Origin of the sequence: Pseudomonas alcaligenes (genome assembly GCF_014490745.1) — a bacterium.
GTDB lineage: Bacteria > Pseudomonadota > Gammaproteobacteria > Pseudomonadales > Pseudomonadaceae > Aquipseudomonas > Aquipseudomonas alcaligenes_C.
Genome location: NZ_LZEU01000001.1, coordinates 2,592,113 through 2,617,460, shown reverse-complemented (window position 1 = coordinate 2,617,460; position 25,348 = coordinate 2,592,113). Strand labels below are relative to the sequence as shown.

The 25,348-nt window shown below is 57.3% G+C and carries 19 protein-coding genes and 3 pseudogenes; 4 read left to right on the top strand and 18 right to left on the bottom strand.

Going from position 1 to position 25,348, the window contains the following annotated elements:
* Positions 1-34: 34 nt before the first annotated feature.
* The 6 genes and pseudogenes from A9179_RS11910 to A9179_RS11890 all read right to left on the bottom strand — a co-directional run bounded on the left by A9179_RS11910 (position 35) and on the right by A9179_RS11890 (position 9,212).
* The gene (locus A9179_RS11910) at positions 35-4,690 is read right to left on the bottom strand and encodes a CHASE domain-containing protein (RefSeq protein ID WP_187806011.1); all 4,656 of its coding nucleotides are present in this window, start codon (positions 4,688-4,690) and stop codon (positions 35-37) included.
* Between the two features lie 30 nt (positions 4,691-4,720).
* Positions 4,721-5,641 (bottom strand): diguanylate cyclase domain-containing protein, encoded by a 921-nt coding sequence (locus tag A9179_RS11905; protein WP_187806010.1) that lies wholly within the window; start codon positions 5,639-5,641, stop codon positions 4,721-4,723.
* Positions 5,642-5,693: 52 nt separating this feature from the next.
* A pseudogene (locus A9179_RS23000) lies at positions 5,694-5,888 on the bottom strand (IS3 family transposase); the annotation flags it as partial.
* Between the two features lie 53 nt (positions 5,889-5,941).
* Positions 5,942-7,303, bottom strand: coding sequence for a DUF1329 domain-containing protein (locus tag A9179_RS11900; protein ID WP_187806009.1), 1,362 nt, complete (start codon positions 7,301-7,303; stop codon positions 5,942-5,944).
* A 168-nt stretch (positions 7,304-7,471) separates the two neighbouring features.
* Positions 7,472-8,308, bottom strand: coding sequence for an SDR family NAD(P)-dependent oxidoreductase (locus A9179_RS11895; RefSeq protein WP_187806008.1), 837 nt, complete (start codon positions 8,306-8,308; stop codon positions 7,472-7,474).
* 10 nt (positions 8,309-8,318) lie between these two features.
* Positions 8,319-9,212: an alpha/beta hydrolase gene (locus A9179_RS11890; RefSeq protein WP_187806007.1), complete on the bottom strand. Its 894-nt coding sequence runs from the start codon at positions 9,210-9,212 to the stop codon at positions 8,319-8,321.
* A gap of 152 nt (positions 9,213-9,364) precedes the next feature.
* On the opposite strand from A9179_RS11890, the gene A9179_RS11885 reads away from it, so the two are divergent.
* On the top strand, positions 9,365-9,943 hold the full coding sequence (locus A9179_RS11885; protein WP_223123200.1) for a TetR/AcrR family transcriptional regulator: 579 nt from the start codon (positions 9,365-9,367) through the stop codon (positions 9,941-9,943).
* A 3-nt stretch (positions 9,944-9,946) separates the two neighbouring features.
* On the opposite strand, the gene A9179_RS11880 is transcribed toward A9179_RS11885, so the two are convergent.
* The 8 genes and pseudogenes from A9179_RS11880 to A9179_RS11845 form a co-directional block, all read right to left on the bottom strand.
* A complete protein-coding gene (locus A9179_RS11880) occupies positions 9,947-10,864 on the bottom strand; it encodes an alpha/beta hydrolase (protein ID WP_187806005.1) in 918 nt (305 codons plus the stop codon).
* Positions 10,865-10,950: 86 nt separating this feature from the next.
* Positions 10,951-12,171: a saccharopine dehydrogenase family protein gene (locus A9179_RS11875; protein ID WP_187806004.1), complete on the bottom strand. Its 1,221-nt coding sequence runs from the start codon at positions 12,169-12,171 to the stop codon at positions 10,951-10,953.
* Positions 12,172-12,205: 34 nt separating this feature from the next.
* On the bottom strand, positions 12,206-13,456 hold the full coding sequence (locus tag A9179_RS11870) for an NADH:flavin oxidoreductase/NADH oxidase family protein (RefSeq protein ID WP_187806003.1): 1,251 nt from the start codon (positions 13,454-13,456) through the stop codon (positions 12,206-12,208).
* Positions 13,457-13,527: 71 nt separating this feature from the next.
* Positions 13,528-13,800 (bottom strand): annotated as a pseudogene (locus tag A9179_RS23185) (PaaI family thioesterase); the annotation flags it as partial.
* Positions 13,801-13,830: 30 nt separating this feature from the next.
* Positions 13,831-14,106, bottom strand: a pseudogene (locus A9179_RS11860) (LysE family transporter); the annotation flags it as partial.
* Between the two features lie 162 nt (positions 14,107-14,268).
* On the bottom strand, positions 14,269-15,225 hold the full coding sequence (locus A9179_RS11855) for an NmrA family NAD(P)-binding protein (protein WP_223123199.1): 957 nt from the start codon (positions 15,223-15,225) through the stop codon (positions 14,269-14,271).
* Between the two features lie 283 nt (positions 15,226-15,508).
* Positions 15,509-16,366, bottom strand: a complete 858-nt coding sequence (locus tag A9179_RS11850) for a hypothetical protein (RefSeq protein ID WP_187806001.1) — start codon at positions 16,364-16,366, stop codon at positions 15,509-15,511.
* A gap of 1 nt (position 16,367) precedes the next feature.
* Complete coding sequence (locus A9179_RS11845; RefSeq protein ID WP_187806000.1) at positions 16,368-17,273, bottom strand: alpha/beta hydrolase; 906 nt, start codon at positions 17,271-17,273, stop codon at positions 16,368-16,370.
* Positions 17,274-17,884: 611 nt separating this feature from the next.
* Here A9179_RS11845 and A9179_RS23180 point away from each other — a divergent pair.
* Together A9179_RS23180 and A9179_RS11835 are read left to right on the top strand one after the other, a co-directional pair.
* On the top strand, positions 17,885-18,280 hold the full coding sequence (locus tag A9179_RS23180; RefSeq protein ID WP_394354761.1) for a DDE-type integrase/transposase/recombinase: 396 nt from the start codon (positions 17,885-17,887) through the stop codon (positions 18,278-18,280).
* A 64-nt stretch (positions 18,281-18,344) separates the two neighbouring features.
* Positions 18,345-19,373, top strand: coding sequence for an AraC family transcriptional regulator (locus A9179_RS11835; protein WP_187805998.1), 1,029 nt, complete (start codon positions 18,345-18,347; stop codon positions 19,371-19,373).
* A 28-nt stretch (positions 19,374-19,401) separates the two neighbouring features.
* On the opposite strand, the gene A9179_RS11830 is transcribed toward A9179_RS11835, so the two are convergent.
* From A9179_RS11830 to A9179_RS11815, 4 genes are all read right to left on the bottom strand, one after another.
* On the bottom strand, positions 19,402-19,815 hold the full coding sequence (locus A9179_RS11830) for a PaaI family thioesterase (RefSeq protein ID WP_187805997.1): 414 nt from the start codon (positions 19,813-19,815) through the stop codon (positions 19,402-19,404).
* A 151-nt stretch (positions 19,816-19,966) separates the two neighbouring features.
* Positions 19,967-20,368 (bottom strand): MAPEG family protein, encoded by a 402-nt coding sequence (locus A9179_RS11825; protein ID WP_223123198.1) that lies wholly within the window; start codon positions 20,366-20,368, stop codon positions 19,967-19,969.
* A 238-nt stretch (positions 20,369-20,606) separates the two neighbouring features.
* Entirely contained in the window at positions 20,607-22,853 is a 2,247-nt protein-coding gene (locus tag A9179_RS11820; protein ID WP_187805996.1) for a molybdopterin-containing oxidoreductase family protein, read from the bottom strand.
* 127 nt (positions 22,854-22,980) lie between these two features.
* Entirely contained in the window at positions 22,981-23,856 is an 876-nt protein-coding gene (locus tag A9179_RS11815; RefSeq protein WP_187805995.1) for a fatty acid desaturase family protein, read from the bottom strand.
* 386 nt (positions 23,857-24,242) lie between these two features.
* Here A9179_RS11815 and A9179_RS11810 point away from each other — a divergent pair, with 386 nt between their 5' ends.
* Positions 24,243-25,265 carry a helix-turn-helix transcriptional regulator gene (locus A9179_RS11810; protein WP_187805994.1) on the top strand — a complete coding sequence of 341 codons (1,023 nt, stop codon included), beginning with the start codon at positions 24,243-24,245 and terminating at the stop codon, positions 25,263-25,265.
* Positions 25,266-25,348: the final 83 nt, after the last annotated feature.

Sequence of the window (25,348 nt, the reverse complement as noted above, 5' to 3'; positions counted from 1 at the left end):
AACTGTTCTCACTTGAGACTAATCAATCTACCGGTCATTCCATCGCCTCCAGCATCGGCCGAATAACCGCCAATGCCGCTTGAAAGTCCAATTGCTCCATAGCCTGATCCAGTACGACCCGATCATTGCTGCCCAGTTCAGCAAACAATGCAGATCGCATGCGGTTGTAGAGTTGGCAGGCAGCTAGATTTTGTTGCTGCAGCAGGGCGTGGAACTGAGTTGTCTGGGCGAGATCGCAATCCAAGGGCACATCTGTGCTGGTTCCACAGGCTGCTTGCCTTGTAAGCCAGAGTTCTGCGGCCCTCAGCGTGGCTTCCAGATCCTGTGTGATCACAGGAAACAGCGTATCGACCCGGGCGCGGTCGTTGTCGCTAATGGCTTGTTCGATTTGCAGGGTGGTGGCGGCAAAAGGCTTTGCCCCTAGCGTGCCCAAGGAGCTGCGCAAGGTGTGGAATAGCCTCGCCGCATCGCTATGCCGCCCTTCCTGCCATGCGCGATGCGCGTCGGAAATGGGCGCGAGTCCATTGGCTACCGTCCTCGTGACCAAGGCAACGAGGGTATTAAGGTAGGAGGGGTCGTCCTCGCCTAGGCTGAGCAACGGTCCGACATCGAAGACTGCAAGGTTCTCGGCCAGAAGCGTCGGGGCCGTTGGCGTGGAGGAGGGGGCCGGCGCATTGGCGGCCTGGGTGACCGGCGGTAAGTGTTGACGGATGGTGGCCAGCATCAGCTCGCAATCGATGGGCTTGGCGAGGAAATCATCCATGCCAGCCGATGTGCACTGCTCGCGTTCGTAACTCAGCACCCCAGCGGAAATAGCCAGTATCGGCAATCTCAGTTGCAATTCATGGCGGATTACCCGGGTGGCGGTCAAGCCATCCATGACCGGCATATGCACGTCCATGAGCACGAGCTGATAACGCTGCGGATCAGCACGTAACCTGTCGACAGCCTGCTGGCCATTGTCGGTGATCTCCAAGGTAGCACCGGCGTGCTCTAGCATGCCCTTGGCTACGAACTGATTCACTGGATTGTCTTCGACCAGCAGCAGGTGCACGCCTTGCAATGGCTTATCCGCTGCTAAGTGCGCCCGCTCGGAGTGGGCGGAAGTATTCAGATCTATCCGTGCCGCCTGCACTTCATGCAGGGTATCGAACAGGCTGGAACTGGTGATGGGCTTAATCAGTACGGCATCGATGTCTGTCGATGCGGGTGTCTGCATGAGCCTGCTGTGATTAAAGGCACTGACCATGATGACAGTGGAAAGGGGCCGCATCGGGAGTAACGCACGGATTTCCCGCTGAGTGTGCAGACCATCCATTTCGGGCATCTGCCAGTCTGCGATAACCGCATCATAGAATTCGTCGCGTAGGGCCAGCGTGCGCACCCGCTCCACCGCCTGCTTGCCGGACCCCACACTATCGACTTGCCAATGCCAGCTGGTGATCATTTTGCATAGATAGCCAAGGCTGATCGGGTTGTCATCGACGACCAGGATGCGCAGGTTTCCATGAGCGCGAGCGATGTCTTCGCTGGCTTGGCTTTGCTGCCGCGTAAGCGGAAACCGAAGCACAACGCGGAACTCGCTGCCGATGCCAACCGCGCTGTCAACAGCGATGGTCCCACCCATGAGGGACACTAGCCGTTTCGAAATCGCCAACCCCAGACCCGTGCCACCAAAACGACGGGCGATGGAACTGTCGGCCTGGCTAAATGGCGCGAACAAGCGCGCCTGTTGCTCGGCCGTGATGCCGATGCCGGTATCACGTACCCGGAAGCACAGGCTGGCAGTCTCCGCATCGGAGCCCACCCGCTGCACGAGTAAAGCGACTTCCCCCTGCTCGGTGAACTTGATGGCGTTACCAATCAGGTTGACCAGCACCTGCTGCAAGCGCTGTGCGTCACCGATGAGCGCGTCCGGCACATCGGGTTCGACCCCGATCACCAACTCCAGGTCCTTGTGGGCGGCGTTGACCGACATGACCGTGGCCAGCGCACTGAGCACATCGTCCAGGCGGAACGGGGCGGGGTCGACTGTCAAATGCCCGGCCTCCAGCTTGGAGAAGTCCAGTACATCATTGAGAATGACGAGCAAGAATTCGCCCGACCCGCGGAGCATCTGCAGGTATTTGCGCTGATCCGTGGACAGCGGGGTACTCGACAGCAGGTGGGTGATGCCCAGCACCGCATTCATCGGCGTGCGGATCTCGTGGCTCATGCTGGCGACGAAATCGCTTTTCGCCCGACTGGCCTCTTCGGCTCGCGCCATGGCGTCGCGTAACTGCTGGGCAGCTTCCCGCTCATGGCTGATGTCTTTGGCAATGCACAGGAAGCCCATGATCTCGTCCACCGAATCACGCACGGCGGTCACCGTAAGCTGCACGGGGAGTCGTGAACCATCCTTGCGCACATAGGTCCATTCGCGCGTGTCGGCCCGACCTTGGCGTGCCATGGCGACAAGCGCGTCGAACCCCGCAACCGGGCCGTCCAGCAGCTGGCCCAGTTCAGCGCCACGTGCTTCCACCTCCTCGCGGACATGAAGCACGGACGGCGTCTGCTGATCGACGAGGTCGGCATCGCGGTAGCCCAGCATCTGCTCGGCCCCGGTGTTGAATATCTTGATGGTGCCGCTGACATCGGTAGCGATGATCGCGAACTCACTGGCCGCATTGACCAGCGTGCCAAAGCGGATCTCGGACTCGGTGAACGCGACGGTCAGTTGCTCGGCGAGCGTCTTGGCGCTCTCCCGCAGGGTGGTCAAATTCCGCACCACGAAGAACAGCAGGAGGCTGATAAGCGAGCCGCCAACCAGCACGACAAAGGATTTCTGGCGGTCTACCGACGTCTCAAATGCCGGCAGGGTCGTGACCTTGAGCGTCCATTGGTGCTCAGCAAGCGATATCTGGGTCTGCCGGGTGAGCGGGTTGGGGTACTCGGCCTGCTGCTCGGCTGATAGCGAGCCGCTGGAGTACATCAGGGCAGATTCGGTGGTCTCGTTGCCATCAAAAATCTGCACGGCAATTTCCGCGGTTTTCGTGCCGAGCGTGCCAGCCATGAAATCGTTCATCCGGAACGGGCTGTACACAAAGCCTTCCAGCGCCTGGCTGCGCTCGGCTGGCGTGGCGAGCGGTGCACCTTTACGGTAAACCGGCAAATACAGCAGGGCACCGGTCTGTACGTCGTCATTCGTTTCCTGCACCAACCGGACCTTGCCCGAGAGGGTGGCCCGGCCCGAGTCTCTTGCCTGGGTCAGGGCGGCGCGGCGCACCGGTTCGGTCAGCATGTCGAAACCAAACGCGCGCAGGTTGCGCCCGGTAAAGGGTTCAAGAAACAGGACCGGGGCGTATTCCTCGCGCTCGCCCGCGGGCCAAACCCGAAAGTCCGGGAAACCTTCCCCCCGCACGCTGTCCTCCAGCGCGGCCTTCTGCTCAGCGGTGAATCGTTTGGCGTAACCGATGCCCTGAATACCCGGATAGGTTTGCGCGACGTGTTGCGCCAGCACGAACTCCCGCCAGTCTTCTCGTTCTACCGAGGTGGAAGCACGGAACAAGCTTTGGCCGCTGCGCAGCACTTGTTCATAGGCTTTCAGGCGCTCGCTGATGCGCAGCTGAACGTCTCCTACCAAGTACTCAAAGCGATCATGCGCTTGGGCCTGGGTTCCTGACGCCACGAAATGCCAAGCCAGCACGGTCAGACCCAGGCTGACCAGCAGCGCCAACCACTGTGGGCGAACCTGACGGAAAGGCACTGTGCCCAATGCCCGCCGGAGGGCCCGTGCCCGTTCGGTGAGATCGGCTGCCAACACCAGCCCCGTGACACTGGCGAGTGCAATAAAGATTTCCAGCGTCAGCAAGGACTCATTCAGCGTGCCGGTCGCAAAGGGGCCGTAACCCTGTGTCGTGCTCCAGACGGCGCTACCGGTGACCAGCAACAAGACCAGCGTGACGCCATGCAATCCGTAGCGATAGGCGGTCCACGCGATGGCCGGCAACAGCAGATACACCAACGCCCGATTCCCGGCATCGCTGGGCAGATGCTGGCCAAACAAGACCAGCAGTACCAGCGCCAGCGCCAGCGCTGAGAGTGCCATTTCGACGGCAGACCGCGCGGCCCGAGGTGGCTCGAAGCGGGCGGCCCAACTGACCAGCAAGGGCGTCAGCATGACAATGCCGGCGGTATCGCCCAACCACCAGGTGGTGAAGATGACCGTGTGCGCGGCTTCTGGCGCAATGCCGCTGAGGATCAGGCTGCTGGTGCCGATGGCGGCGCTGACCGTGCACATCAGCAGGGTGATCAGCACAAACTGGGCGACCGATAGCGGTGTCGCCAGGAAGTGTTCGGATTTCACCCAGGCATGCAACAAATAACAACCGATCACGGCTTCGAGGGTGTTGCCGATGGCGATGGCCAATGACACGACGACCGAAGTGCTGCCAGCGGCGACATGGTTGGCGGCAAACACGGCGAAGTTGGCGGCAAAGGCGCCGATGGTAATCCCAGGCCAGATGCGATAACCGAACAGCAGCAGGGCGGCTAAGGCGATACCCGACGGCGGCCAGACTGGGGATGCATTGGTGTTGGCGAAGGCTAACAAAAGCCCGAGCCGGGCTGCCGCATAGTAAATGCCGGCCAGCGCAAGGAGGGTGACCAGCCATTGCACATGAGTCGTTGGGCGCAGCGCTTTATACCGCATGGGGAAAGCCCCTTCAGGTCTGTCTGCGAGTTATGACCTGTTGTTTACGATGGCTCGGTTACGACCGTCCGTTTTCGCCTGGTACAGCGCTTGGTCGGCGGCTGTAATCATCTGTTGCGTGGAGTCCTGAAATGCTGGTGCCACCGAAACCAAACCAATGCTGATGGTGACCGTAGGTGCGGTTGCTGAACTTTGATGGGGGATCTGCAGCTCCTGGATGAGCTCGCAGAGCCACTGGCCGTATTTCTCGGCGCCAGCCGCGTCGGTGTGCGGCAGGATAACCGCGAACTCTTCGCCACCGTAACGCGCGACCAGTTCACCCGGTCGGCGGGTGGCGGTATTGATGGCATTGGCCACGCCCTGCAAGCAGGCATCGCCCTGAGGGTGGCCGTAGTAATCGTTGTAAGCCTTGAAATGATCGACGTCGATGATCGCCAGTGCCAATGGCAATTGCTGTCGCCGGTGCCGTTCGAACTCCTGCGACAACACCTCATCGAGGTGGCGACGGTTGTACAATCCAGTTAAACCGTCGCGGTTGGCGAGGTGGCGGATCATGGTCGTGTATTGTTGCAAGCGCAGATGAGCCTGAACGCGGGCTCGCACCACAGGCGGCTTGAACGGTTTGCAAATGAAGTCCACCGCACCAGCCTCCAGCGCCGCAATTTCGCGCTCCATACCGGTGTTTGCAGTGACAATGATGACGGCGCAATCCTTGGTCGTCGGATTGGTCTTGAGTGCGGCACAGACCTCGTAGCCATCCATGCCGGTCATTTCCACATCCAGCAAGATCAGCGTCGGTTGCTGGAGCTGGGCCAGGCGTATGCCCGTTTCACCATTGGTGGCAAACAGGATCGTGCCTTGATCCTTGAGGATGCTGTTCAGCAAGCGAATAGTATCGGCGCTATCGTCGATAATCAGGATCAGGTTCGATCCGGCCTCTGACTCCAACATTGTGGGCTTCCCCCGCTTTCACGGACACACAGCTAAGCCCGCATAGAGTTATTCAAATTCTATGCGGGTTAATCCCATTGAGTGTCGAGTACCGGCGCCTCGGATTGTAGAAGCGCCCAATGCAATCGAATACATCGACACGTACCTCATCCCGAGTGGCATAGCGACGCCGATGCACTCGCTTGATCTTCAGCGTCGAGAAGAAACTCTCCATCGCTGCATTGCCCCAGCAGTCGCCCTTCCAGCTAGTGAAAGGTCTCCGCGAAAGCTGGGGGAAGCCCAACCGTGCCTTGGCTAGAATTAGCGCACGCCTGCAAGGCGCAATGCTGCTGGGGTGTAATCGTTTTCCGAAGCGGCGTAAGTGAAGTCGTAGGCTTGTTTCTCCTCGTTCTTCATTCCCATGGCCAAATATCGGCCGGCCTGCAAGTCGGCAATAGTCTCCAGGGTGTACCAGGGCACTTGCGTGTTGTAGTAGTACTGAGAGTGAGCCTCCGCCACACGCCAGAGGTTACCGCGGCCGTCGTAATGATCGATCTCTGCGGCTTGCCAGGTGTCCTCGTCGATATAGAAGTCACGCTTGGAATAAATGTGCCTCTCACCGGACTTCAGCGTCGCCACCACGTGCCAGACTCGGTGCAACTCGTAACGGGTCAGATCCTGGTTGATGTGGCCGGCCTTGAGGATGTCGCTGTATTTCAGCTTGGGCGAGTCAAGCTTGTAGCTGTTGTAAGGAATGTAGATTTCCTTCTTGCCTTGCAGGCTCCAGTCGTAACGATCAGGCGCGCCGTTGTACATGTCGAAGTTGTCGGACGTTTGCAGGCCATCTGAGGCGGTTCCAGGGCCGTCATAAGACACCTGCGGAGCACGGCGAACCCGACGTTGGCCAGCGTTATAGAGCCATGCCAGACGGGGCTCTTTGACTTGATCGAGGGTCTCGTGCACCAACATCACGTTACCTGCCAACCGAGAAGGTGCGGTGACCCGTTGCTTGAAGTAGAACAGGACGTTGCTCGGTTTGCTGGCGTCGTAGTCACGCAGGTTGCTGCGGAATGTGAACTCTTCCTGAAAGTACACCAGGCTGTAGGTGCCACTCGACTGCGGCGTCGCTTGCGTTACCGACCGGCGTACGCTGCCTCCCCGGTAACGGGTGATGTGATTCCAGATCGCTTCCAAACCATTTTTCGGGATCGGGAAGGGATAGGCCTCCTTGAAGTTCTCCAAGCCGCTGCCACTCTGCACCAACTTGGTCGTCATGGCGTTGGACTTGGCGGCAGCAGCAATACCGGCAGGAACAGTGACCGAGCGGTGGGTAGGGAATACCGGGATTCTGTAAGTTTCCGGATAACGCTTAAACATCGCGTACTGCCCCGGAGTCAGCTTGTCTTTGTGCTGATCTACGTTTTGCGCGGTGATGGTGAACAACGCTTTCTCATTCGCGAACGGATCGGCGAGGAAGCCTTTGCTATCCACGGTTCCGGCATCCTTTGGCAGGCCACCAGTCCAGGCGGGAATGGAACCATCGGCATTGCCGGCAATCTCGGCGCCCAGCGGAGTTAGGGTGGTACCTAGCGTTGCAGCCTCGTCGGGGGACACAGCTGCCAGAACGCTTGTGGCGAGTACGGACAACGCCAGAACACCCATTTGCAAAATATTTTTGCTCATGCTTTTTCTCAGAATTGTTGTTTTTGTTTTCCGAATCGGTAGTAGCTTGCACGGACGTTGAGTGCGGCGAACTCACTGCCGATCACCGTAGATGGCTTGCTCCAAGCGCACTGATCCACAGCCCCTGCAAAGCAGGGGCTTTTCAGTCTCTCTTGGTTAGGAAGCGCTCTATTTCGACGAGGCGGGCTTGGCTGCTTCGACCATTGCAGCGACCTCGCCGTCCTTGAACTCCTTAGCTTCCAGGATCTTGCGGAACAGACGTGGCAGATGCGCTACGAACGAGTTTTCCTTGGGGATGAACATCATGTCGGAGCGGTTCTCGATACCCTTCACGATGCTCTTCACCACATCTTCCAGGGGCACCATTTTGAAGAGCCCTGCGTTATTTCCCTTCCAGATCTTGCTGCCCGCTGCGCTCTTGAAGGTCTGATCCATCAGCGGCGTATGGAAGAACGTGGGGTGGACGCTTCCGACGCCGACACCCGTGTGGCGAAGCTCCAGGCGAATGCTGTTGCACATGGCCCATACGCCGGCCTTGCTTGAGGTGTAGGAAGCCTGCAGCGGTGAATGGCTAAAGGCGGCCAAGGACGAAATTGCCATCAAGTAGCCCTTGCGCTTTTGTACATGCCCCACGGCGGCGCGGAAGGTTCGCCAAACCCCGAGAAGGTTGACGTCGATCACCCGCTCGAAGACCTTGGGGTCGCCCGTCACCAGCGGCTCAAATGCAGTAATGCCGGCGTTAGCAATCGCGACATCGATGCCACCAAAATGCGCCGCCGCTTCATCCATTGCCTTTTCAATGCTTTCCATCGAGCAGACATTCACCTGCCAGGCGCGGGTGTTGGCACCGAGGGCCGCTGCCTGGGCTTCAACCGCTGCACCATCCATGTCAAACAGTGCGAGCTTGGCACCTTTGTCGATCAGCGCTTGGCAAACGGCTGAACCCAACCCACCTGTCGAGCCGGTGATCGCAACAACGCGGCCATCGAGATTATAAAAAGCCATCGTTGGATCCTCAGTTCAGGGGAACGGTGCGTTGGAGAAAGTCGATTTGGTCGCCGATGGTTCTCTCGAAGGAGTCGCCGAGATAGATATCGAAATGCCCTTCCTTGTAGATCTTGATCTGGCCGCGGGGGGCGCGACGGGCATGGCGAAGGGTGGCTTTAGCCGGAGCTACCGTGTCGGTTTCGCAAATGCAGAAAAGCGTGGGGCAGTTCAGCTGCGGTGTTTTTCGACCTGGGAAGTAGCAGAGGATCTGTAACGCGATGCGGGCGGCGACGTAGTTGGGAAACCGCTTGGCCTCAGCTTCAGGAACCAGCTGGAGGTAGCCGCTTTCGCAGTCTGGCGCCGACATCATCGAGGTTGAGCCAGGCTTGCCAGCCAGGGCAATCGTTACAGGCGCAGCGCCGAACCAGGAACCCACTTTATCCGTTAGGGCTCGGGTAGTGACCTTGATCGAGGTCAGAGGGGGGACGGCCATGCTGGAGGCCATGCCATCGGTAAAGGGGCACTGGGAAATCACTGCGGCAATTCTCTGATCATCAGCGGCGGTCGCGATGACATGCCCTCCACTAAAGGACGTACCCCAGAGGACGATTTTCCCTGTATCCACATCGGTGCGCGTTCGGGCGAAGGCGATGGCAGCCCTCCAGTCCTGCAGCTGCTTGTTCACATCCAACAGCTGGCGTGGTTCACCCTCGCTATCACCAAAGTGCCGGTAGTCAAAAACCAGGCAAGCGTAGCCAAGGTCGCTAAAGCGTTCGGCATAGGCACCGAGCCGCATCACACGCGTGCTCCCCAGGCCATGGGCCATGACGATGACGGGGGCAGGCTTCTTGGATTTCGGCAGATAGAGCCAAGCCTTACAGAGGCTGCCATCAGACAAGAACTGAACATCAAGACGTTGCATGGTCATGATCCTAGAGTTATGAATTGAAATTGTTTTAACTCCAACGATGTAATCGATTACAACGTTTTGTAGCACTCTAATCATTGAGTGTGGTATCGTCAACTACTATGACGACAGTGAATTTGACTCGCACCCAGCGTCGCGCAGCTGACATGCGCCAGACCCTTGTAGAAATCGCCGAGACTCTGCTGATCGAAGGGGGCATGGCGGCTGTAACAGCCGATGAGGTCGCGCGCCGGGCCGATGTGTCCCTGCAAACGGTCTACAACCGGGTGGGTGGGAAACCAGCGCTGCTTATCGCTATCGCCGAGCGCTCGATGGAGGAAAACCGTGCCTACGTCGACAAGGCGTATGACGGTAAGGGGACGCCTGAGGAGCGAGGTCTGCGCATATTCAATGCGTACGTCAGCTTCGCAATGGAGCGCCCCCATCAGTTCCGCATCCTAGCCAACCCCCCGGAAGACCCAGAGGCAATCTCTCGCATTGGGGCGATGGCACGGGAGCAGATCGCGCACATGGCTGCGATCATCCGCGATGGAATTGCGGAGGGGTGGATCGATCCGGAAATGGATCCTGACAGCAGCGCGAACGCGGTCTGGTCAATGATGAATGGCGTGCTGACGCTGGCGTTGCGCGATGATGCTTTGCGATCTGAGTCAGTGAGTCGAGAGGCGCTCGTACAATCGGCGCTGACGATCATTCAGTCAGGGCTGAAGAGCCGACGCTCCTAGCACTTACGTTTCACTGCCCTTATCTGCCGCCATGCACGGTGGCATGAGGCGATCGATGAACTCGCCGACCTGACGCAGCGACTGGTTCGCTTCTTTCAGCATCCCCGCATGGAACTGAAAGACATGCCCCACGCCATCAAAGCAGGACTGCTCGACGCTCACACCGGCTGCTCGGGCGTACTCGGCCAACCGAAGCGTGTCATCCAGTAGCACCTCCTCGCTGCCGACATGGATCAACATAGGTGGCAGCTCTTCAAGCCGTGCGAACAATGGGGAACAGCCGGGATCCGTGACTTCTGCCGCACCCCGATAAACCTTGGCGCACCATCGCAGCCAGTCGTGCTTCAACATGGCATCGCGGGTGGCGTGTGTTTTTAGGGACGCACCGGACAGGCTTAAATCCGCCCAAGGTGAGAACAGAACTATGCCGCCCGGCAAGGGCAAGCCGGTATCTCGTATTGCGGTAGCTGTGGCGAGCGCCAAACCACCTCCGGCAGAGTCTCCTGCCAGAATCATTTGCTGCGGATCTTGCCCCTCGGCGAGCAGAGTCGTGTAAACCAGCAGGGCGTCCTGCAATGCGCCTGGGTAGGTTTCCTCCGGAGCCAATCGATACTCAGGCAACCAGACTTTCGCGCGCACGCTTTTACCCAGCCAGGCTGCCAGCTTGGCATGGCTGCGAATGCCACCAAGGACATACCCGCCGCCATGCAGGTACAGTACTCCGCGCCCAGCCACGATGTCGGTTGGCTCAATCACCCGAGTATCTACGCCGGAGACTATCCGCTCATGTGACTTGTGGGGAGGTGCCGGCTGGAGAAGGCCACTGGCGTTGATGCAGGCACGTTGTAGCCATACCGGTACAGAGGGCGACAGCGCAGGGCGTACGGTGCAGCGGATCACGCAGCTTATTAGACGTTTCATGGTCTTGCTCTTTTTTGTGACGGGCTTGTGCCTCGACTATGGCGTAGGGGCTCGGTTTTGCACGAAACCCTGTGCTGGCGCTCGGCTTAGCGCACTACCTCGAATGTGAGGCCTGCATGCTCAACCAGGCGGTGGCGCAGCTTCCCCCCCATGAGGGTTGCAGGTGTCCAGAAGCCGCCGGGGTGATCTGCTTTTGGCAGATCGAAAGCGAGGCAAACACCTGCCTCCCCAAGCATCTTGCTCGTGGAACCGTAGCCAGGATCCCGATCTCCAGTGACCCGCACATCAAGCCGTCGGTCATCGGCAGTACGCCCGAAGAAAATGAAGTCATAGAACCCAGCCCGCTGTGCCTCCGGAGATGGGCCGTCCCCTGGCTTGGGACCAAACCGTTCAAACAACCAACGAGTGGGAGGCCATGCCAAAGCAGCATCGAGAAGGCTTAACCCACTCGCAGTCGCAACAGCCTTCACGCGCCCCGAAATGCCGGAACCAGTCATCATGGTTTCGTCATAGCGGAAGTCGCTTCCGTAAAGCCCCTGGGTGAGGTGATTGGAGCGATGGACGACACGAGTATTGATGATGGCCATGATGAAGGGGGCAGCCCAACTTTTCGAAGCGTCATCGTACTGAGCGGTTTTCACATCCGGCTGATAAACACCAGGTATTGGGCAGAGCGCGAATGGATCTTCCATGACCTTGGCCACGGATGGGTCTGCAAGGCACTCATCTACCTTGCTCAGCATGCTTGCCACTGTTCCGCCCGATAGTGTCCCGCGCATGCTTTTGATGCGCAGGCGCACGCTGTTGCAGGTCTGGCCAAAACGCTGCTGCGCATGCTCCTGCAGGAACTGCACGCCGAGGTCGGACGGTACAGAGTCGAAGCCGCAGCAATGCACGATGCGTGCGCCGGACTTCTGGGCAGTGGCCTCGTATTTAGCAATCATGCGAGCCATCCACTGCACCTCTCCGGTCAGGTCGCAGTAGTCAGTACCTGTCTCTGCGCACACCTTGACCAAGGTAGAGCCATACAAGGAATAAGGGCCGACAGTAGAGATCACGACCTCTGTTTGATCGCACAGTGCGCGCAGTGCAGCCTCGTCATCGGCGTCGGCAATCAGCAATGGGAGGCCATCTGCATCAGCCCCAAGCGCCGCCCGAATCTGCTGCAGTTTGGATTGCGACCGCCCCGCTAAAGCCCACTTCACCTCTCCGCCGAGACCATGGCGCTGCCACAGGTACTCACAGAGGATTTGCCCGACAAAGCTGGTGGCGCCAAAAACGACAATATCGAACTGCGGTTGAGTCATGGTGTTGTCCCTGTAGTGATGAATGCTGCTGCGGTCAAAGGAATCCCGAATTGGGCGCTCTTTTAAAGGCAACCCAACGGCGATAGCGCCTCGCTTTGATTCCTGCCCTGATCTGATCCTGCACAAGCGCCCAAAGCGGACTCACATGTGGTTTAGTCCGCCGGCCGGCTGCTAGGCGATTCATCTGAAATTTCACCATTGCCATTCTTGCTAGCGATGCCAGTACCTTGTTCTTCCAGGTGATAGGGCGCAGCTGCGGCACACTTTCCTTCCCGAGAAGCCAGTCATTGGGCAGGCAAGGGTTGAGGGATAGCGCCGTTGCCATACCGGCCATGGCGACGCCGCTAGCGATCACCTGCTCAGCCACCTCTCGACGGCGTATGCCACCAGTAACCATCAGGGGCATACGCGCTACCTTAGCAATCTCTTTGGCGAACTCCAGAAAGTAGGCTTCGCGGGCGAGGGTACGGCCATCCCTCGCTTCGCCTTGCATCGCCGGAGCCTCGTAACTGCCGCCGGAAAGCTCGACTAAGTCCACCTCCAGCTCGTTGAGCAACTCAATTACGCGATGGGAATCCTCTGGACTGAACCCGCCGCGCTGGAAGTCCGCAGAGTTCAGCTTGACCGATACCGCAAAGGAGGGAGAAACGCACACGCGTACCTCCTTGAGGATCTCAACGAGCAGGCGTGCGCGATTCTCGATGACGCCACCCCACCTATCGTTGCGGCGATTGGTGAGCGGCGAGAGGAATTGGCTCAGTAGATATCCATGCGCAGCGTGGATTTGTACCCCGTCAAAGCCGCTTCTTTCCGAAAGTTTTGCCGTGCTTGCAAAGCGATCGATGACGTCGGAAATGTCGTTCTCTGTCATCTCCAGGGGAACACCAAATTGCTTGGACAGGCTCCCTAGATCCAGGGCAACACCAGACGGGGCCTTGGTTTTTTGGCCCAGCATGGCTGGCATCTGCCGCCCAGGGTGATTGATTTGCATCCAGACCTTGGCTCCGCCAGAGCGTGCAGCCTTGGCCCAGTCCTGAAAGCGAGAGAGATATCGTTCGTCCTCCAGCACCACGCCGCCAGGGCCGGTCATCGCACGACCGTCGACCATTACATTGCCAGTCAGCATCAGGCCTATTCGACCCTGCGCCCAGGTTTCATAGAGTCGAATCAGTGCGCGAGACGGTGCATGGTCATTGTCGGCCATATCCTCTTCCATTGAGGCTTTGGCCAAGCGGTTCGGGATCACACTGTGATTGGGCAGAGACAGCGGCGCGAAAATGCTCATGTGCGGCTCTCATGATTTGATCAAGCCGCGACCTTAAGATTAAGGCTAACCTTAAGGTCAATATCCAATGGTCATGTTTTTGGGTAAAGAATCATTTGAGTACAGCGGTACAAGGCAATGGTCTTTGCGCTGTCTCTTGCAGTCACTTCGCAATCCCATACCTGAGTCGTCTTGCCAAGATGTACGGCCCTCGCGAGACATTCGATGATTCCCTCCCGCGCGGTGCCTAGGTGATTCGATTTCAGCTCGATGGTCGTGAAGCCGGACGCACCCGCCGGTAGATTTGCCCTACATCCATAGCCCGCCGACGTATCTGCCAGGGCAATGACGCTGGCGGCGTGAAGGAACCCTGAATAGCCCCGTGTTTTCTAGCGATCGTCGGGTGCCGCGTGCCACTGCTTCCAGCCCAGGTAAACCAGATAGACGACACCGAACCACTTGATCAGGGCAAAGGCGAGCTCCGAGGTGACAAGTACCGCGCCAATACCGGCGACACGATGGCGATCTGCAAAATCAGCGCAGTTGCAGGCCGAGCGCACTCCAGCATCTACGGCGAAAGCCGAAATTGAGCCCAGCCGACATCGAGGCTCTGGCTCAGGGGGGATCAGCCAGCAGGCAGTAAAGAAGGCAAGCCAGCTTTCCAGTGTCATCGGTGCCAGGTGGACATTTTCAGGGGAATTTCAGTTGCGGACTGCCTTGCAACGCTCTGTCGGCCCATCGGAGTCAAGTTGGCCCCGCTATCTTATCCAGCGGGCAGGCGCGACTGATTGCCGTCCCGCCAGCGCCGACTTGGCGGGACAGCGTGACGCCGGCTACTGCGTGCCGGCCATGGCGGCCCGCATCGCCGCCAGCGTCGGCTCGATCACTGTGGGAAAGAGCACCTCCAGCGGTGTTCCCTTGAATTCTGGCAGATAGGTGGCGTTCCAGTTACCGAAGAGCGGCATGCCCGCGGCCGCTTCGGTGGCCGCGACGCCGATGGCTGTCAGTTCCTGCTCCGCGTGGTTGCGGGCGCCGGCATAGGCGGCGCGGAAAGCGGCATTGTCGAGGTAGGCGCGGGCGATCTTGCGCCCGAGCAGGCGTTCGCGCACGTCGATCAGCTCGTCCCATGAACAATAGGCGGTGGCCGCCACGGCGCAGGTGGCGTTGCGCGAGGCCGGGTGGGCGAGCACGTGCGGGATGATGCGCCCGACATCCTGCCCGGCCGACCAGGCGATCTTGTCCTGGCCCTTGCCCATGACCGAGACGGGTTCGAGCAGGTAATACTCGGGCCAGAAGCCGGCGGGGATGATGGTGTAGTCAAGCCCGGCCAGTTCAATCACCTGGCGGATGAAGACTTTTTGCCGCGCGAGGGCGCGGTGCAGGGTGGGTGTTGGCAGCGACTGCTCCCACTCGTAGATGAGGCCGAATTCCGAGGGCACAAAGCGCTCGACGCCGGCTTCCTTCGCCGCCCAGATCAGCGGGTATTGCGATTCTGTGGCGGTGATGGGCACGCAGGAGACGAGGTAGTCGGTGCCCTTCAGCGCCGAAATCAGCTCGAAGGCATTGGTCACGTCGGCGTGGCGGATGGTGACCCCGCGTGCCTGCCAGTCGACCCATTGGGCGTGCTTGGTCGCGGCATCCTGCGGCGGATTGACGGAGGTTTTTTCGACCATGCCACTCTTGCGCACCAGCACCTGTACGTTGAAAACATCCTGGCGGATCAGTTCCTCGACGCAAGCGCGACCGGCGGTACCGGTGGCGGCGAAGACGGTTACGGTTTTCTTACTCATGAGGTTCTCCTTGGGCATGGGTACACATAATGTGGATGATCAGGCGTCGCCGACCACCAGCGGCAGCGCTCCGGTGGCGCCGGCAAGAAGATAGGCAAGGACATCATGTACCTTGGCGATGGCGCCGAGGGCTTGAAAGGGCCATAGTTGATCGATCCATCAGTTTTTGGCGTCAGACTTCACCTATGTCTCGACCTGCCAGGGCTGGTCGAGACATATTTGTGAGATTGACTGCAAACTGAGAATGTGCGGAGGGGTTTTCCTTCGGCTACCCGCAATTACTTCAGCTAATAATGGTTCGTCGATAGACACCGACCTCTGACTGGATCGTGAGATTCATTTCGTCCAATACCAAGGTGTTGTTGAAGTGCAGTGAGGCAGGTCGGGCAAGTTGCGCCAAGTAGTCTTTCAGGCGTGAGAATTCGATGGTTGCAATGCCACCAAATTCGTTCTGAAAGGAACTGGACGGATTGAGCGTCGTGTGTACTTGCTGGTATCCGCACATGTTGGTGCGCTTGACGTTGCTCGAAACCAGCTGGGCGTGCTCGTTAATCCAGTAACGCTGGGCTTCGGCCCGTGTTTTGTTCCAAGGGGTGCGAGTCATGACGGTCAGGTAGACAGAGTCACTCGGAGCGGGCGGAGAGCCCAGCACGTTGTAGCGGCGGTCACACTCACACGTTGACACTTCCTCGCAAAGCGACTTGAGTGTTTCGTGAGCCCAATGGAGAGCCTCAACTTGCGTCGCCGTTGGTGTGTCGTCGAGCTTGACTTCCACGAATGCATCGTAGCGAGGCGTCATGTTCGAGGTGAACTTCGGCGGTGTAGGCATGCCGCCAATCATGCTGGTGAGCTTCAACGCACTATAAGTGCGGGTGGCCACAAATGGTGAAACTTCGCTTCCACCTCCGGTGGCCAGATGGAAGAGCGCCAGGTTCATCTGAGCGAATGCCTCTTGTCTACGCCAGCTAGGCAAGACATTCTTAAGCAAGGTTTCTGTGAACTGCTTCGGCTTTATCGCTCGCTCTTTCCTGAGTAAGAAGTAGACGGTCGTGCCTTTAAGCTGTTTTGGCGAGATTGAGACCGTTTGCGCCTTATTCCGTGGGAACAAAAGACTGTGAAGAAGTCCGTTTGCGTTACTCATTTTAGCGTTCTCCACGTTGGGTCGGAACTACTCGGCCAAGGAACTCAAGCTGGTCTTGTAATACTCTTTCGAGTGCCCCGCCGACATAGATATCGAAGTGGCCTTCGTTGTAGAGCTTTATCTCTCGATTCGGTGTTCGCCGTGCATGCTTCACGGCCGCATCAGCCGGTGTAACCGTGTCTTTTTCGCAAATGCAGTAGAGGACGGGGGCGGCAATCCTCCTGGCCGCGCGGCCCGGCATGTAAGGGAGGATTTGCAATGCGATGCGAGCCGCAACGTGGTTGGTGAAGTCGCCGCTCGGTGGAACAAGCTTCATGTAACCAGGCAGGGCATCCCAAGAAGTCATCAATGCCAAACTACCAGGGGTTCCAGCGATGTTGATGAACAGAGGCTTGGCGCCGAACCACGACAGAACCTTGTCCAACAGAGCGCGATTCGTGACCTTGAGAGAGGTGATCATTGGGCCCGCCAGAGCCGAAGCAGGTCCATCAGTGAAGGGGCATTGGGCGATGACTGCACTAATTTGTGGGTCGTCCGCCGCTGTCGCGAGTACATGGCCGCCACCGAACGAGGTTCCCCAGATGATGACCTGATTGCCGTCCACCTCTTTGAGGGATCGCGCGTAGGCGACTGCGGCCTTCCAGTCCTGTAGCTGCTTCTTCACATCGAGCAGTTGCCGTGGCAGCCCATCACTGTCTCCAAAGTGACGGTAGTCAAAGACCAAGCACGCATACCCGGCGGCTTGAAAACGCTCAGCGTACACTTCCAGACGCATAGTCCGCACACTGCCCAAGCCATGGCCCATCACAATGATAGGGGCTGGCTTTGTCGCGTCTGGCAGGTACAGCCACGCCCCGCAAGAAGCGCCATCCGCCGAGGGGAAGCGCACGTCTGATCTTTTTGGCATGCTTGTCTCCAAAATGTAATAAATTCCAAAAAGGAATCGAATAAGTTGTTGTAATAATTAATTAGAAATTTAGCAGCCTATTGGTTTGATAGGCCCTGATGGAATTATCGATAAAGAGTGCCTTATCAACTATGTTTGGATCGGACAGTTATTTAATAATTTCGGCCAAATGGCCTATAAATACAAATATGAGGACTGGCTAAAGGCGTTCGGACGGTAGAATAAGCGGGATAGCAGCCTGATACGGGCATGACAGGTCCATGTACTCAGGGGCAAAAGATGGGTAAGTGTCCCGTTGGAATCACAGTCCGGCGCTCAAGGCCTAGGGGGCTGGAAGCGCTCAAGGGCAAGTTGACCCTGGGCGATCTGGTGCTGATGCGACGGCTCGACGAGATGCGGAGCATCCCTCTGCTGGCGTCCGGATGCTGCGGATGGGTATTGAGACGCTGTATACGAACCAAATACGAGCCGCCGCCAGCCGGGCCACAATGGCTTCCGTGCCCTGCTGCACGGCCTGAACATCGATTGCTCCGACCAGGTCAGGTTCATGGGCATCACCTTCATTCCCATGGCCCGTAGCTTTGGTTACCTTGCTGCCGTGGTGAACTGGAATACCCGGCGCGTGCTGGCTGGCGCCAGTCGATCACCATGACCACAGACTTTGCCTGGACGCGGTCGAGGAAGCCATCGCCAAACATGGAACCCTGGCCGTCTTCAATACCGATCAGGGCCGTCAGTTCACCAGCAAAGCGTTCACTGGCCTGCTCAAACGGCACGGCATGAATGGCAAGGGCTTTTGGCGGGGCAATGTCTTAGTGGAGTGGCTATGGCGGTTAATCACATATATAGGGGTTTGTCTGCGGGACTACGAATGGGTATCTCAGGTTCGAATCGAGATAGGGCGATATGTCCCGCTCGCCAACAACGGACAGCTGCATTCGCGTCTTGAGGGAGAAGCACCGAGCATGGTTTACTTCAAATCGCTGCACCTACCCAGAGCAGCTTAAACCCTTGACCTCCATCCACTTATAATACGGGATTGACTGTTCGAACTGACGGGCTTGGCTCTATATGAATATTGAATATGCTGTTCGAGATCCATCGAGTGTAAATTTAATTATTCGCTTTGCCGAAGAAAGAGGTGTCCCATCTAAAAAAATACTAAGGAGGACAGGGCTTACTCAAGAACAACTCAAAGATCCAAATTTTGAAGTACAGGCAAATCAAGAAATATGCGTAATAGAAAATTTAATCGAAGCGTGCGGCTGTGAGCCATATCTTGGTATCGAAGTTGGGCTCCGGTATGGGTTTACTACATATGGTATTTGGGGTTTTGCACTTATAAGCAGTGCAACCGTTGGCGCTGCATTGGACTTGGCCTGGAAATTTCAGCGACTGACTTCTTCTTTTACGCAAAGCATCATTGAGGTTAAGGATGGTGTTATTTTTGGTAAATTCATACCTCCCAGCATTCAAGAGCCTATCAGCTCTTTTTTATTGCAGAGGGATCTTGCTGGCACAGTCCGCCTTATATCTGAAATTGCAGGCTCGGAATTCAAGTTAAAGGAAATTCAGCTGTCAACTTCTCCGATTAATTCAAGCTCGCTGCAGTGTGAATTGAATAAATGGATAAAATGCCCAATCAGGTACGGAGCAAGTATGAATGCTATTGTTTTTGATTTTTCTCAATTATCGTTTCCACTCCCTAATGCAAATCCTCTTGCTGCTGCTGTAGGCGAACAAATGTGTGCGGCTTTACAAGAAAAACGAAGAACTCGCCACGGAACCATAAATTTGGTGCGTTCACATTTGCTCTTGCCAACAGGGAATATTGTTCCTGATCTGGCGGAAATATCAAAAATTCTTCATACCTCTGAACGTACATTAAGGCGCCGACTTAAAGATGAAGGGACATCTTTTCGTGACATTTTGTCGTCAGTTCAACTGCAGTTTAGCTGCGAGCTACTTCAAGATACATCAGCCCCAATCAATGAAATCGCACTAAGACTGGGCTATAGTGATCAGGCTGCTTTCTCTCAAGCTTTCAAACGTTGGACGCAACTAACTCCAAGTCAATGGAGAAACAAGTCTCGAGATTAATGCTGATTTAATATTTAAATAGTCCAGATCATGTTTTTGGGTAAAGAATCATTTGAGTACAGCGGTACAAGGCAATGGTCTTTGCACTGTCTCTAGCAGTCACTTCGCAATCCCATACCTGAGTCGTCTTGCCAAGATGTACGGCCCTCGCGAGACACTCGATGACTCCCTCCCGCGCGGTGCCTAGGTGATTCGATTTCAGCTCGATGGTCGTGAATCCGGACGCACCTGCCGGTAGATTTGCCCTGCACCCATAGCCCGCCGCCGTATCAGCTAAAGCAATGACGCTGGCGGCGTGAAGGAACCCATTTGGCGCCAACAAGGCCTCCCGCATCGTCAAGATCGCCCTCACTTCATGCCCCTGAACGTCGAGGATCTCGATTCCCAGGTAGCCGGGGAGCATTGTTTTTCCCATTTCGTTGAATTCTGCAGCAGTCCCCATGTCGCTATTAGCCTCTCAAGCAGGTCGATGAAACATCATCAAAGTTGGATCGGTTGATCGCATCACTCTCAACGGTGTGTGGTATGGCGACTCCATGCGAAATGGATAGCCAAGGCTGCCCGCATGCAATCGGAGCCTTCGGCGGTGGTCGTCACGCCATCAGTCCCCAAAACAGGTAGAAGAACATCGCGAGCTGCATGGTGTAGAACGTCCCGCGCACCAGCACCAACACATGTGAGGTGCCGACCAGATGGGTGAGTGACTGCGCAACACGCGCGTAAAGTACATAGAAGCCCAGTCCGTCGACCACGGCGCTTTTGCTCTGGAAATAGGCAGCAAACACCAGAACCGCAAAGACCGGGAGATTCTCCAGGCAGTTCAGGTGAGCATGCTCAATGCGTACAATGACATCAGGTTTTGGAATGTCTTGGCCGCGGATCCAGGAGTTGGCCGCCTTGCCACGCAGCATTTCCAGCACGCGCCAGTTGGTCGAGATGACTACCAATAGCAGCGTCCATAAGGCGAAGCCAAGTACAGCCATAATGCCTGTCATCGTGAACGTCTCGTGCTAATAAAATTTTGCGGATTTCAGTGGCGATTTTGGTATCGATCTAGCTCGTCCGGGTCGTATCCCTGATCCGTCAGAACCATCTCATCGAGATCGAAGTTGAACCTCAGCACGCGCTCCAGAATCCACCGTGAAACCCGGTCACTACGGGTACGATTCCGCGATGCGCGCCTGGCTAGCGTGAAGGCCATTTTCGCCACCAAGAGGCGAACCCCATAGGGTTTCATTGAGCCAGCCCCGGGAGCTTGTTAATGCGACAGGGGAGTCCCTTCAAATGTGGGATCCCCTGCTCGATGTCCATGAAATCCCCATCGTCCGGGCACAACATGGCGTCCGCGTAGCACAGTGCGCCGGACAGGTTGCCGAGCCCTTGTTCTGTTTCAGGTTTCCACCAGCCGTGAGGGATTCGGACGAGACCATCGGGCATGTTGTCCCGAACCCCAACCAGGATTTTGATCTTGCCCGTGCGGGTCTCGACCTCGACCCATTCGCCTTCGGTCAGGTTGAAGTCGCGTGCTGTCTTCGGACTTATGAACAACACCGGCTCGGGCTTTCGTGCGCGCATCTCCGGGACATGGCGACCGCCGGTTTGGAAATACTCCCCCTCTCGCACACCCGTGAACATCGACAAGGGATAATTTGGATCAGCTGGCGGCTCGGCGCGAAAGTACGGCAACGGATCGAAGCCCAGGCTATCGAGGATTGAGGAGTAGAGCTCGACCTTGCCGCTAGGCGTGGCGAAACCAGTGCGCTCGTATTTGCGAAAGCTGATCTCGTCGAAGTGCACCTCATAGGTGCTGGCAAATCCCTCGAAGTTGATTCCAAGCTTGGCAAGGCGATAGTCGTAAAAGTCCTCCAGGCTTTCCCACGGCACTACGGCAGACATCCCAAGTGCGTCAGCGGTCAGCTTCCATACCTCGAAAATGCTCTTGCATTCACCCGGGGGCTCCATGGACTTCTGGGAGGGCTTGTACATCGACAGCCAGCCATAACCGTCGAACATCCATGGACGTTCCAACCATGAGTCTCCGGGTAGTACGTAGTCGGCGAGCTGCGCGGTCGGCGTCATGACGTGCTCGTGCACAACAATCAGATCCTGGTTAAGCAACGCTTTCAGGATAAGGGGCATGTTGGCGTAACCCATCAGCGTATTGTTACCGAGCGAGAACAGCGCCTTTACGGGGTAAGGGCCTTCGCCTGCCATCGCCCGAAACACTGCCGAAGGATTGGCCATGAAGCAGCCCGTTACCTGATTGGCGTAGGCGTGCCCCCAAACGCGCTTGCACGGTTCCAGCAATGCAGCTTGACCGCGGTAGGTGAACGCCGGGTACTTGTCGGAGCCGAGCTGCTTGGCCTTTTGGCTCTCCGGCAGGACATGGTGCATTTCGATCTCGGATTCCGAGATGATTTTGGGATGAAAGCCCATCAACATCTCGCCGCCTGGAACATCTAAGTAACCGCAAACCGAACGTAGGATGCTCTGCAGGCGAATCGCCGAGGTGCTATTGCGCTGTTGATCGGTGATCGGCGTCCAGGGGATCACCGCCGGCCCCATGGTGGCGTACATTCGCGCCGCCTGAGCTATTACGACAGGATCACAACCTGTGATTGCACCGACACGCTCCAACGGAAACTCATCAACTCGCTTGCGCAGATCATCAAAGCCCAACGTCCAGCGTTCGATAAAGCGCTGGTCGTACAGTTTCTCGTCGAAGATGACCTTGAGCCAGCCGAGGGCCATTGCTGCATCTGTACCCGCCTTGAGAGGCAGCCAGATATCCGCGAGTTCGGCGCACTCGCTTTTCCGCGGATCCATTACGATTAGCTTGCCGCCACGCGCCTTCACTCGCTGAATCTGGTTGTAGACCGGAACCCAGCTATTTCTGCCGGGGTTATGTCCGAATAACACGATGCAGTTTGTATTGTCGTAGTCAGGCCACGGATACCAGCCGTAGGTGAGACGGTTGATCGCCGCAGTGTTCCCTGCACACAGCGCGACGCCGCTGATCCAGTTAGGTGACCCTACGTGGTTCATGATCCGTCTGCCGAGCCCGTGATCCGTGCCGGTGTTCCACTGGCTAGTCGAGACTGCCCACGCTTCCGGGCCGTGCTCAGTGATGATTTTCTTGAGCCGCATGCCGATATCGGCCATCGCCTCGTCCCAGCTCACGCGTTGCCATTCCCCTGAACCGCGTTCGCCGACACGCTTCTGCGGATAAAGCACACGATTTGGATTGGCGAAGTTTTTCGGCGCGACGATGCCCTTGATGCAAATATTGTCTTTGAATAAAGGGTTATCCGAGGAGCGCACGCGCGTGACGCGGCCCTTCTGCACTTCTGTCACGACGCTGCACGCGATATCACAGCTAGCGCAAACAGCCTTCCTGGTTTCGATACCTGAACGCTGCTGCGCGCGTGGAGCGCTTTGGCTACCGGTGGCGCTGGTGCCGATTGACGATATACCAGGCATGATTGGTCTCCATTCTTATTTTTATCTCACGCCACCGGCTTCGGGCTAAGGGCTTATCGGTTGAGCCTGGAAAGCGGCGCGAAGCAGTGGCGTATGTGCAACCTATTGGACACAAATGCGCGGTGTTTCAATCTCGGTGTTTCGGCTCCATACCGTGCCAAGCGCGCACCTGAGCACCCAGCTCGATATATGCACTGCGATTCCGCTCCCAGATGCGGGCGTATCGATAGAAGGGCACAGAAGGGAAGAGGTGATGGATGAGGTGGTAGTTCTGATACAGGCACAGCAAGCGCATTATCGGCTCGCCGCCCTCGCGCACATTGGAGGCAGCGTAAGGATTATGGCGTTGTTCTATTTTGTGGGGGTGATGCGGCAGGTAGTTGAAGGCGAATGCCAGCCACAGGATGGCCAAGCGCGCTGGAAGCAGCCAGTACAGGAGGACATCCTTGCCGTAGCCCAATGAAACCAGTACCGCCAGCACACCGAACGTAGCTGTCAGGGTAAGCACCATCTCGCGGCGCCCGGCCGCCGGAATCTTACTCCAGTCCTTGATCGTAGCGACGGCGTAGCCAATATCAGCTGTGAGCCATTGCAACGGCTTGCGCCAGGCTGAGCCCTTCCCACTCCAGAGGTCGGGATCACCGCTTTCATTGGTCAGCCGATGGTGCTTGAAATGCAAATAACGGAAGGCTGCTCTCGAGGCCAGTACGCCTAGGAAGACAGCGGCAATGCCGCTGATAACTGCATTGAGCTTTGGGTGGCCTCGCAAGAGCGAGTGGTGCACACCTTCGTGCATCACGGTGAACTCAGCAAATGCAGCTACGGTTTGCAGGAACAGAGCAACCGCAGGGCTGATGAGCCCCTGTTCGGCGACTACGATTGCGCCAACCCATAGCAGTAGGCCAAAGACAAACACTGCAAGCGTGGGCCAGGCAACAGCGGGGGTTTGGTAAAGCGGCTCTCGCGGAAGGCGAGGACGAGGTACAGAGGCGTCAGCAGTCATAGTGCACCTTTGAATAGATAGCGGGGATAGGTGTCGGGATCACGCCTATGAGCGAGGCGTGCCGCCTATGGCTAACTTGCGATCACCGAAGGGCCAGGCCGCCTGGTGGCGAGCCCTCCAAGCAATGTTCAACACAAAGCTGTATGCCGGCAGCGCATCGACAAGAGCCATTATCGCGACCAGCCCTAAACCCCATCGCGCCCAAGTTGAAGGTGGAACTGATCCGGCGGATTTTCTTGTTCTTGTTAGTCGAATGTCCATGGTGGGCTCCTGCGCACATGTCACCGTTGGCCACTTTGGCAGGCATAGGGATTGTTTGATTACAGGGGAAGTGGCCATAATTCTTATCATTTGTGGCCAAGATGCCTGGGGTGCAATATCCAGCTATGCATGCCAACGACGTTCGCCAGCTCCGAATTCCGGGCATCTTTCCAGCCGCATACCTTTCCTTCATACGAGAGCGAGGCATCGATCCAGGGCCTCTGTTGCGCACCGCTGGATTGTTCCTGACAGTCGATAATCTCGCCGTCCAAGGACTGACCTTTGCGGCAATGGAGCGCCTGTTTGATGCGATCTGGACGGTGTTTCCCGAGGAGTCCCTCGGCTTCAGGGCAGGCTCGCTCGTTCCCCCTACATCCTTCGGCAGCCTTGGCTTCGGCATGCTGTGCAGTGCAACGGTTGGCGATGCGATCACACTTTGTCAGCGCTATTGGGATCTTCTCGGGCGTGGCGTGCGGATGCAGCATCAAGTGATCCGGGCGGAGTGCATATTGACCCTTGTTCAGGAAGTGCCGGTTCAGGGCACCTATAGGCGCTGGATGCTGGAAACCGGTGTTGCTACGGTCTGGCGCAGCCTGGTGGCGATGATCCCCGATGCCACCGATGAAATCGAAATCACGTTCGATATGCCCAGCCCGTCTTATCTAGACCAGGTGATGCAGAGCCTGGGTAAGGTCAGGTACGAGGCGCCGGCCACCACTCTTAGATTTCCCGCCGCTCTGCTCGAGAGAGCGCTGCCGATGCGCAGTGAGCCCGGTCTTCGTCAGGCAGAGGCGCTCTGTGAAACACAGTTGATGCTTTGTATGCAGCCGGAATCCATGATTCTGCGTGTTCAGCGCTATTTGGGGTTGAGCGTTGGGGGCTACCCAGCACTCCCAGAAGTGGCGGAGCGACTGCATGTCTCGCCGCGAACCCTGCGCCGGCGTCTGGCTGATGAAGGCAGCGGTTTTTCCAGGTTGCTGGAAGAAGCGCGACTCCAGGACGCCCTGCGCCTGCTGGAGGATGTGCGATTCTCTGTCACGGACGTAGCATCGCGCCTTGGCTACGAGTCCTCCGCCAATTTCTCTCGCTCCTTCAAACAGTGGGCCGGGCGCACACCAAGCCGCTATCGCCAAGAGCGTGGAGTATGACGGTTCTACCGCGCGGGGCTCGAGCCAGCATGAAGCCAGCACAATGATTTATGCCCAATTTCAGAAAGTAGGCATAGCTAAAT

Coding starts and splice junctions, on each gene's coding strand:
- A9179_RS11855 (WP_223123199.1), bottom strand. CDS start 15,225: ATGAGTAAGAAAACCGTAACCGTCTTCGCCGCCACCGGTACCGCCGGT.
- A9179_RS11895 (WP_187806008.1), bottom strand. CDS start 8,308: ATGGCTTTTTATAATCTCGATGGCCGCGTTGTTGCGATCACCGGCTCG.
- A9179_RS11845 (WP_187806000.1), bottom strand. CDS start 17,273: ATGCCAAAAAGATCAGACGTGCGCTTCCCCTCGGCGGATGGCGCTTCT.
- A9179_RS11905 (WP_187806010.1), bottom strand. CDS start 5,641: ATGTTGGAGTCAGAGGCCGGATCGAACCTGATCCTGATTATCGACGAT.
- A9179_RS11820 (WP_187805996.1), bottom strand. CDS start 22,853: ATGCCTGGTATATCGTCAATCGGCACCAGCGCCACCGGTAGCCAAAGC.
- A9179_RS11875 (WP_187806004.1), bottom strand. CDS start 12,171: ATGACTCAACCGCAGTTCGATATTGTCGTTTTTGGCGCCACCAGCTTT.
- A9179_RS11835 (WP_187805998.1), top strand. CDS start 18,345: ATGAATATTGAATATGCTGTTCGAGATCCATCGAGTGTAAATTTAATT.
- A9179_RS11850 (WP_187806001.1), bottom strand. CDS start 16,366: ATGAGTAACGCAAACGGACTTCTTCACAGTCTTTTGTTCCCACGGAAT.
- A9179_RS11890 (WP_187806007.1), bottom strand. CDS start 9,212: ATGCAACGTCTTGATGTTCAGTTCTTGTCTGATGGCAGCCTCTGTAAG.
- A9179_RS11885 (WP_223123200.1), top strand. CDS start 9,365: ATGCGCCAGACCCTTGTAGAAATCGCCGAGACTCTGCTGATCGAAGGG.
- A9179_RS11910 (WP_187806011.1), bottom strand. CDS start 4,690: ATGCGGTATAAAGCGCTGCGCCCAACGACTCATGTGCAATGGCTGGTC.
- A9179_RS11810 (WP_187805994.1), top strand. CDS start 24,243: ATGCATGCCAACGACGTTCGCCAGCTCCGAATTCCGGGCATCTTTCCA.
- A9179_RS11870 (WP_187806003.1), bottom strand. CDS start 13,456: ATGAGCATTTTCGCGCCGCTGTCTCTGCCCAATCACAGTGTGATCCCG.
- A9179_RS11900 (WP_187806009.1), bottom strand. CDS start 7,303: ATGAGCAAAAATATTTTGCAAATGGGTGTTCTGGCGTTGTCCGTACTC.
- A9179_RS11880 (WP_187806005.1), bottom strand. CDS start 10,864: ATGAAACGTCTAATAAGCTGCGTGATCCGCTGCACCGTACGCCCTGCG.
- A9179_RS11830 (WP_187805997.1), bottom strand. CDS start 19,815: ATGGGGACTGCTGCAGAATTCAACGAAATGGGAAAAACAATGCTCCCC.
- A9179_RS11825 (WP_223123198.1), bottom strand. CDS start 20,368: ATGACAGGCATTATGGCTGTACTTGGCTTCGCCTTATGGACGCTGCTA.
- A9179_RS11815 (WP_187805995.1), bottom strand. CDS start 23,856: ATGACTGCTGACGCCTCTGTACCTCGTCCTCGCCTTCCGCGAGAGCCG.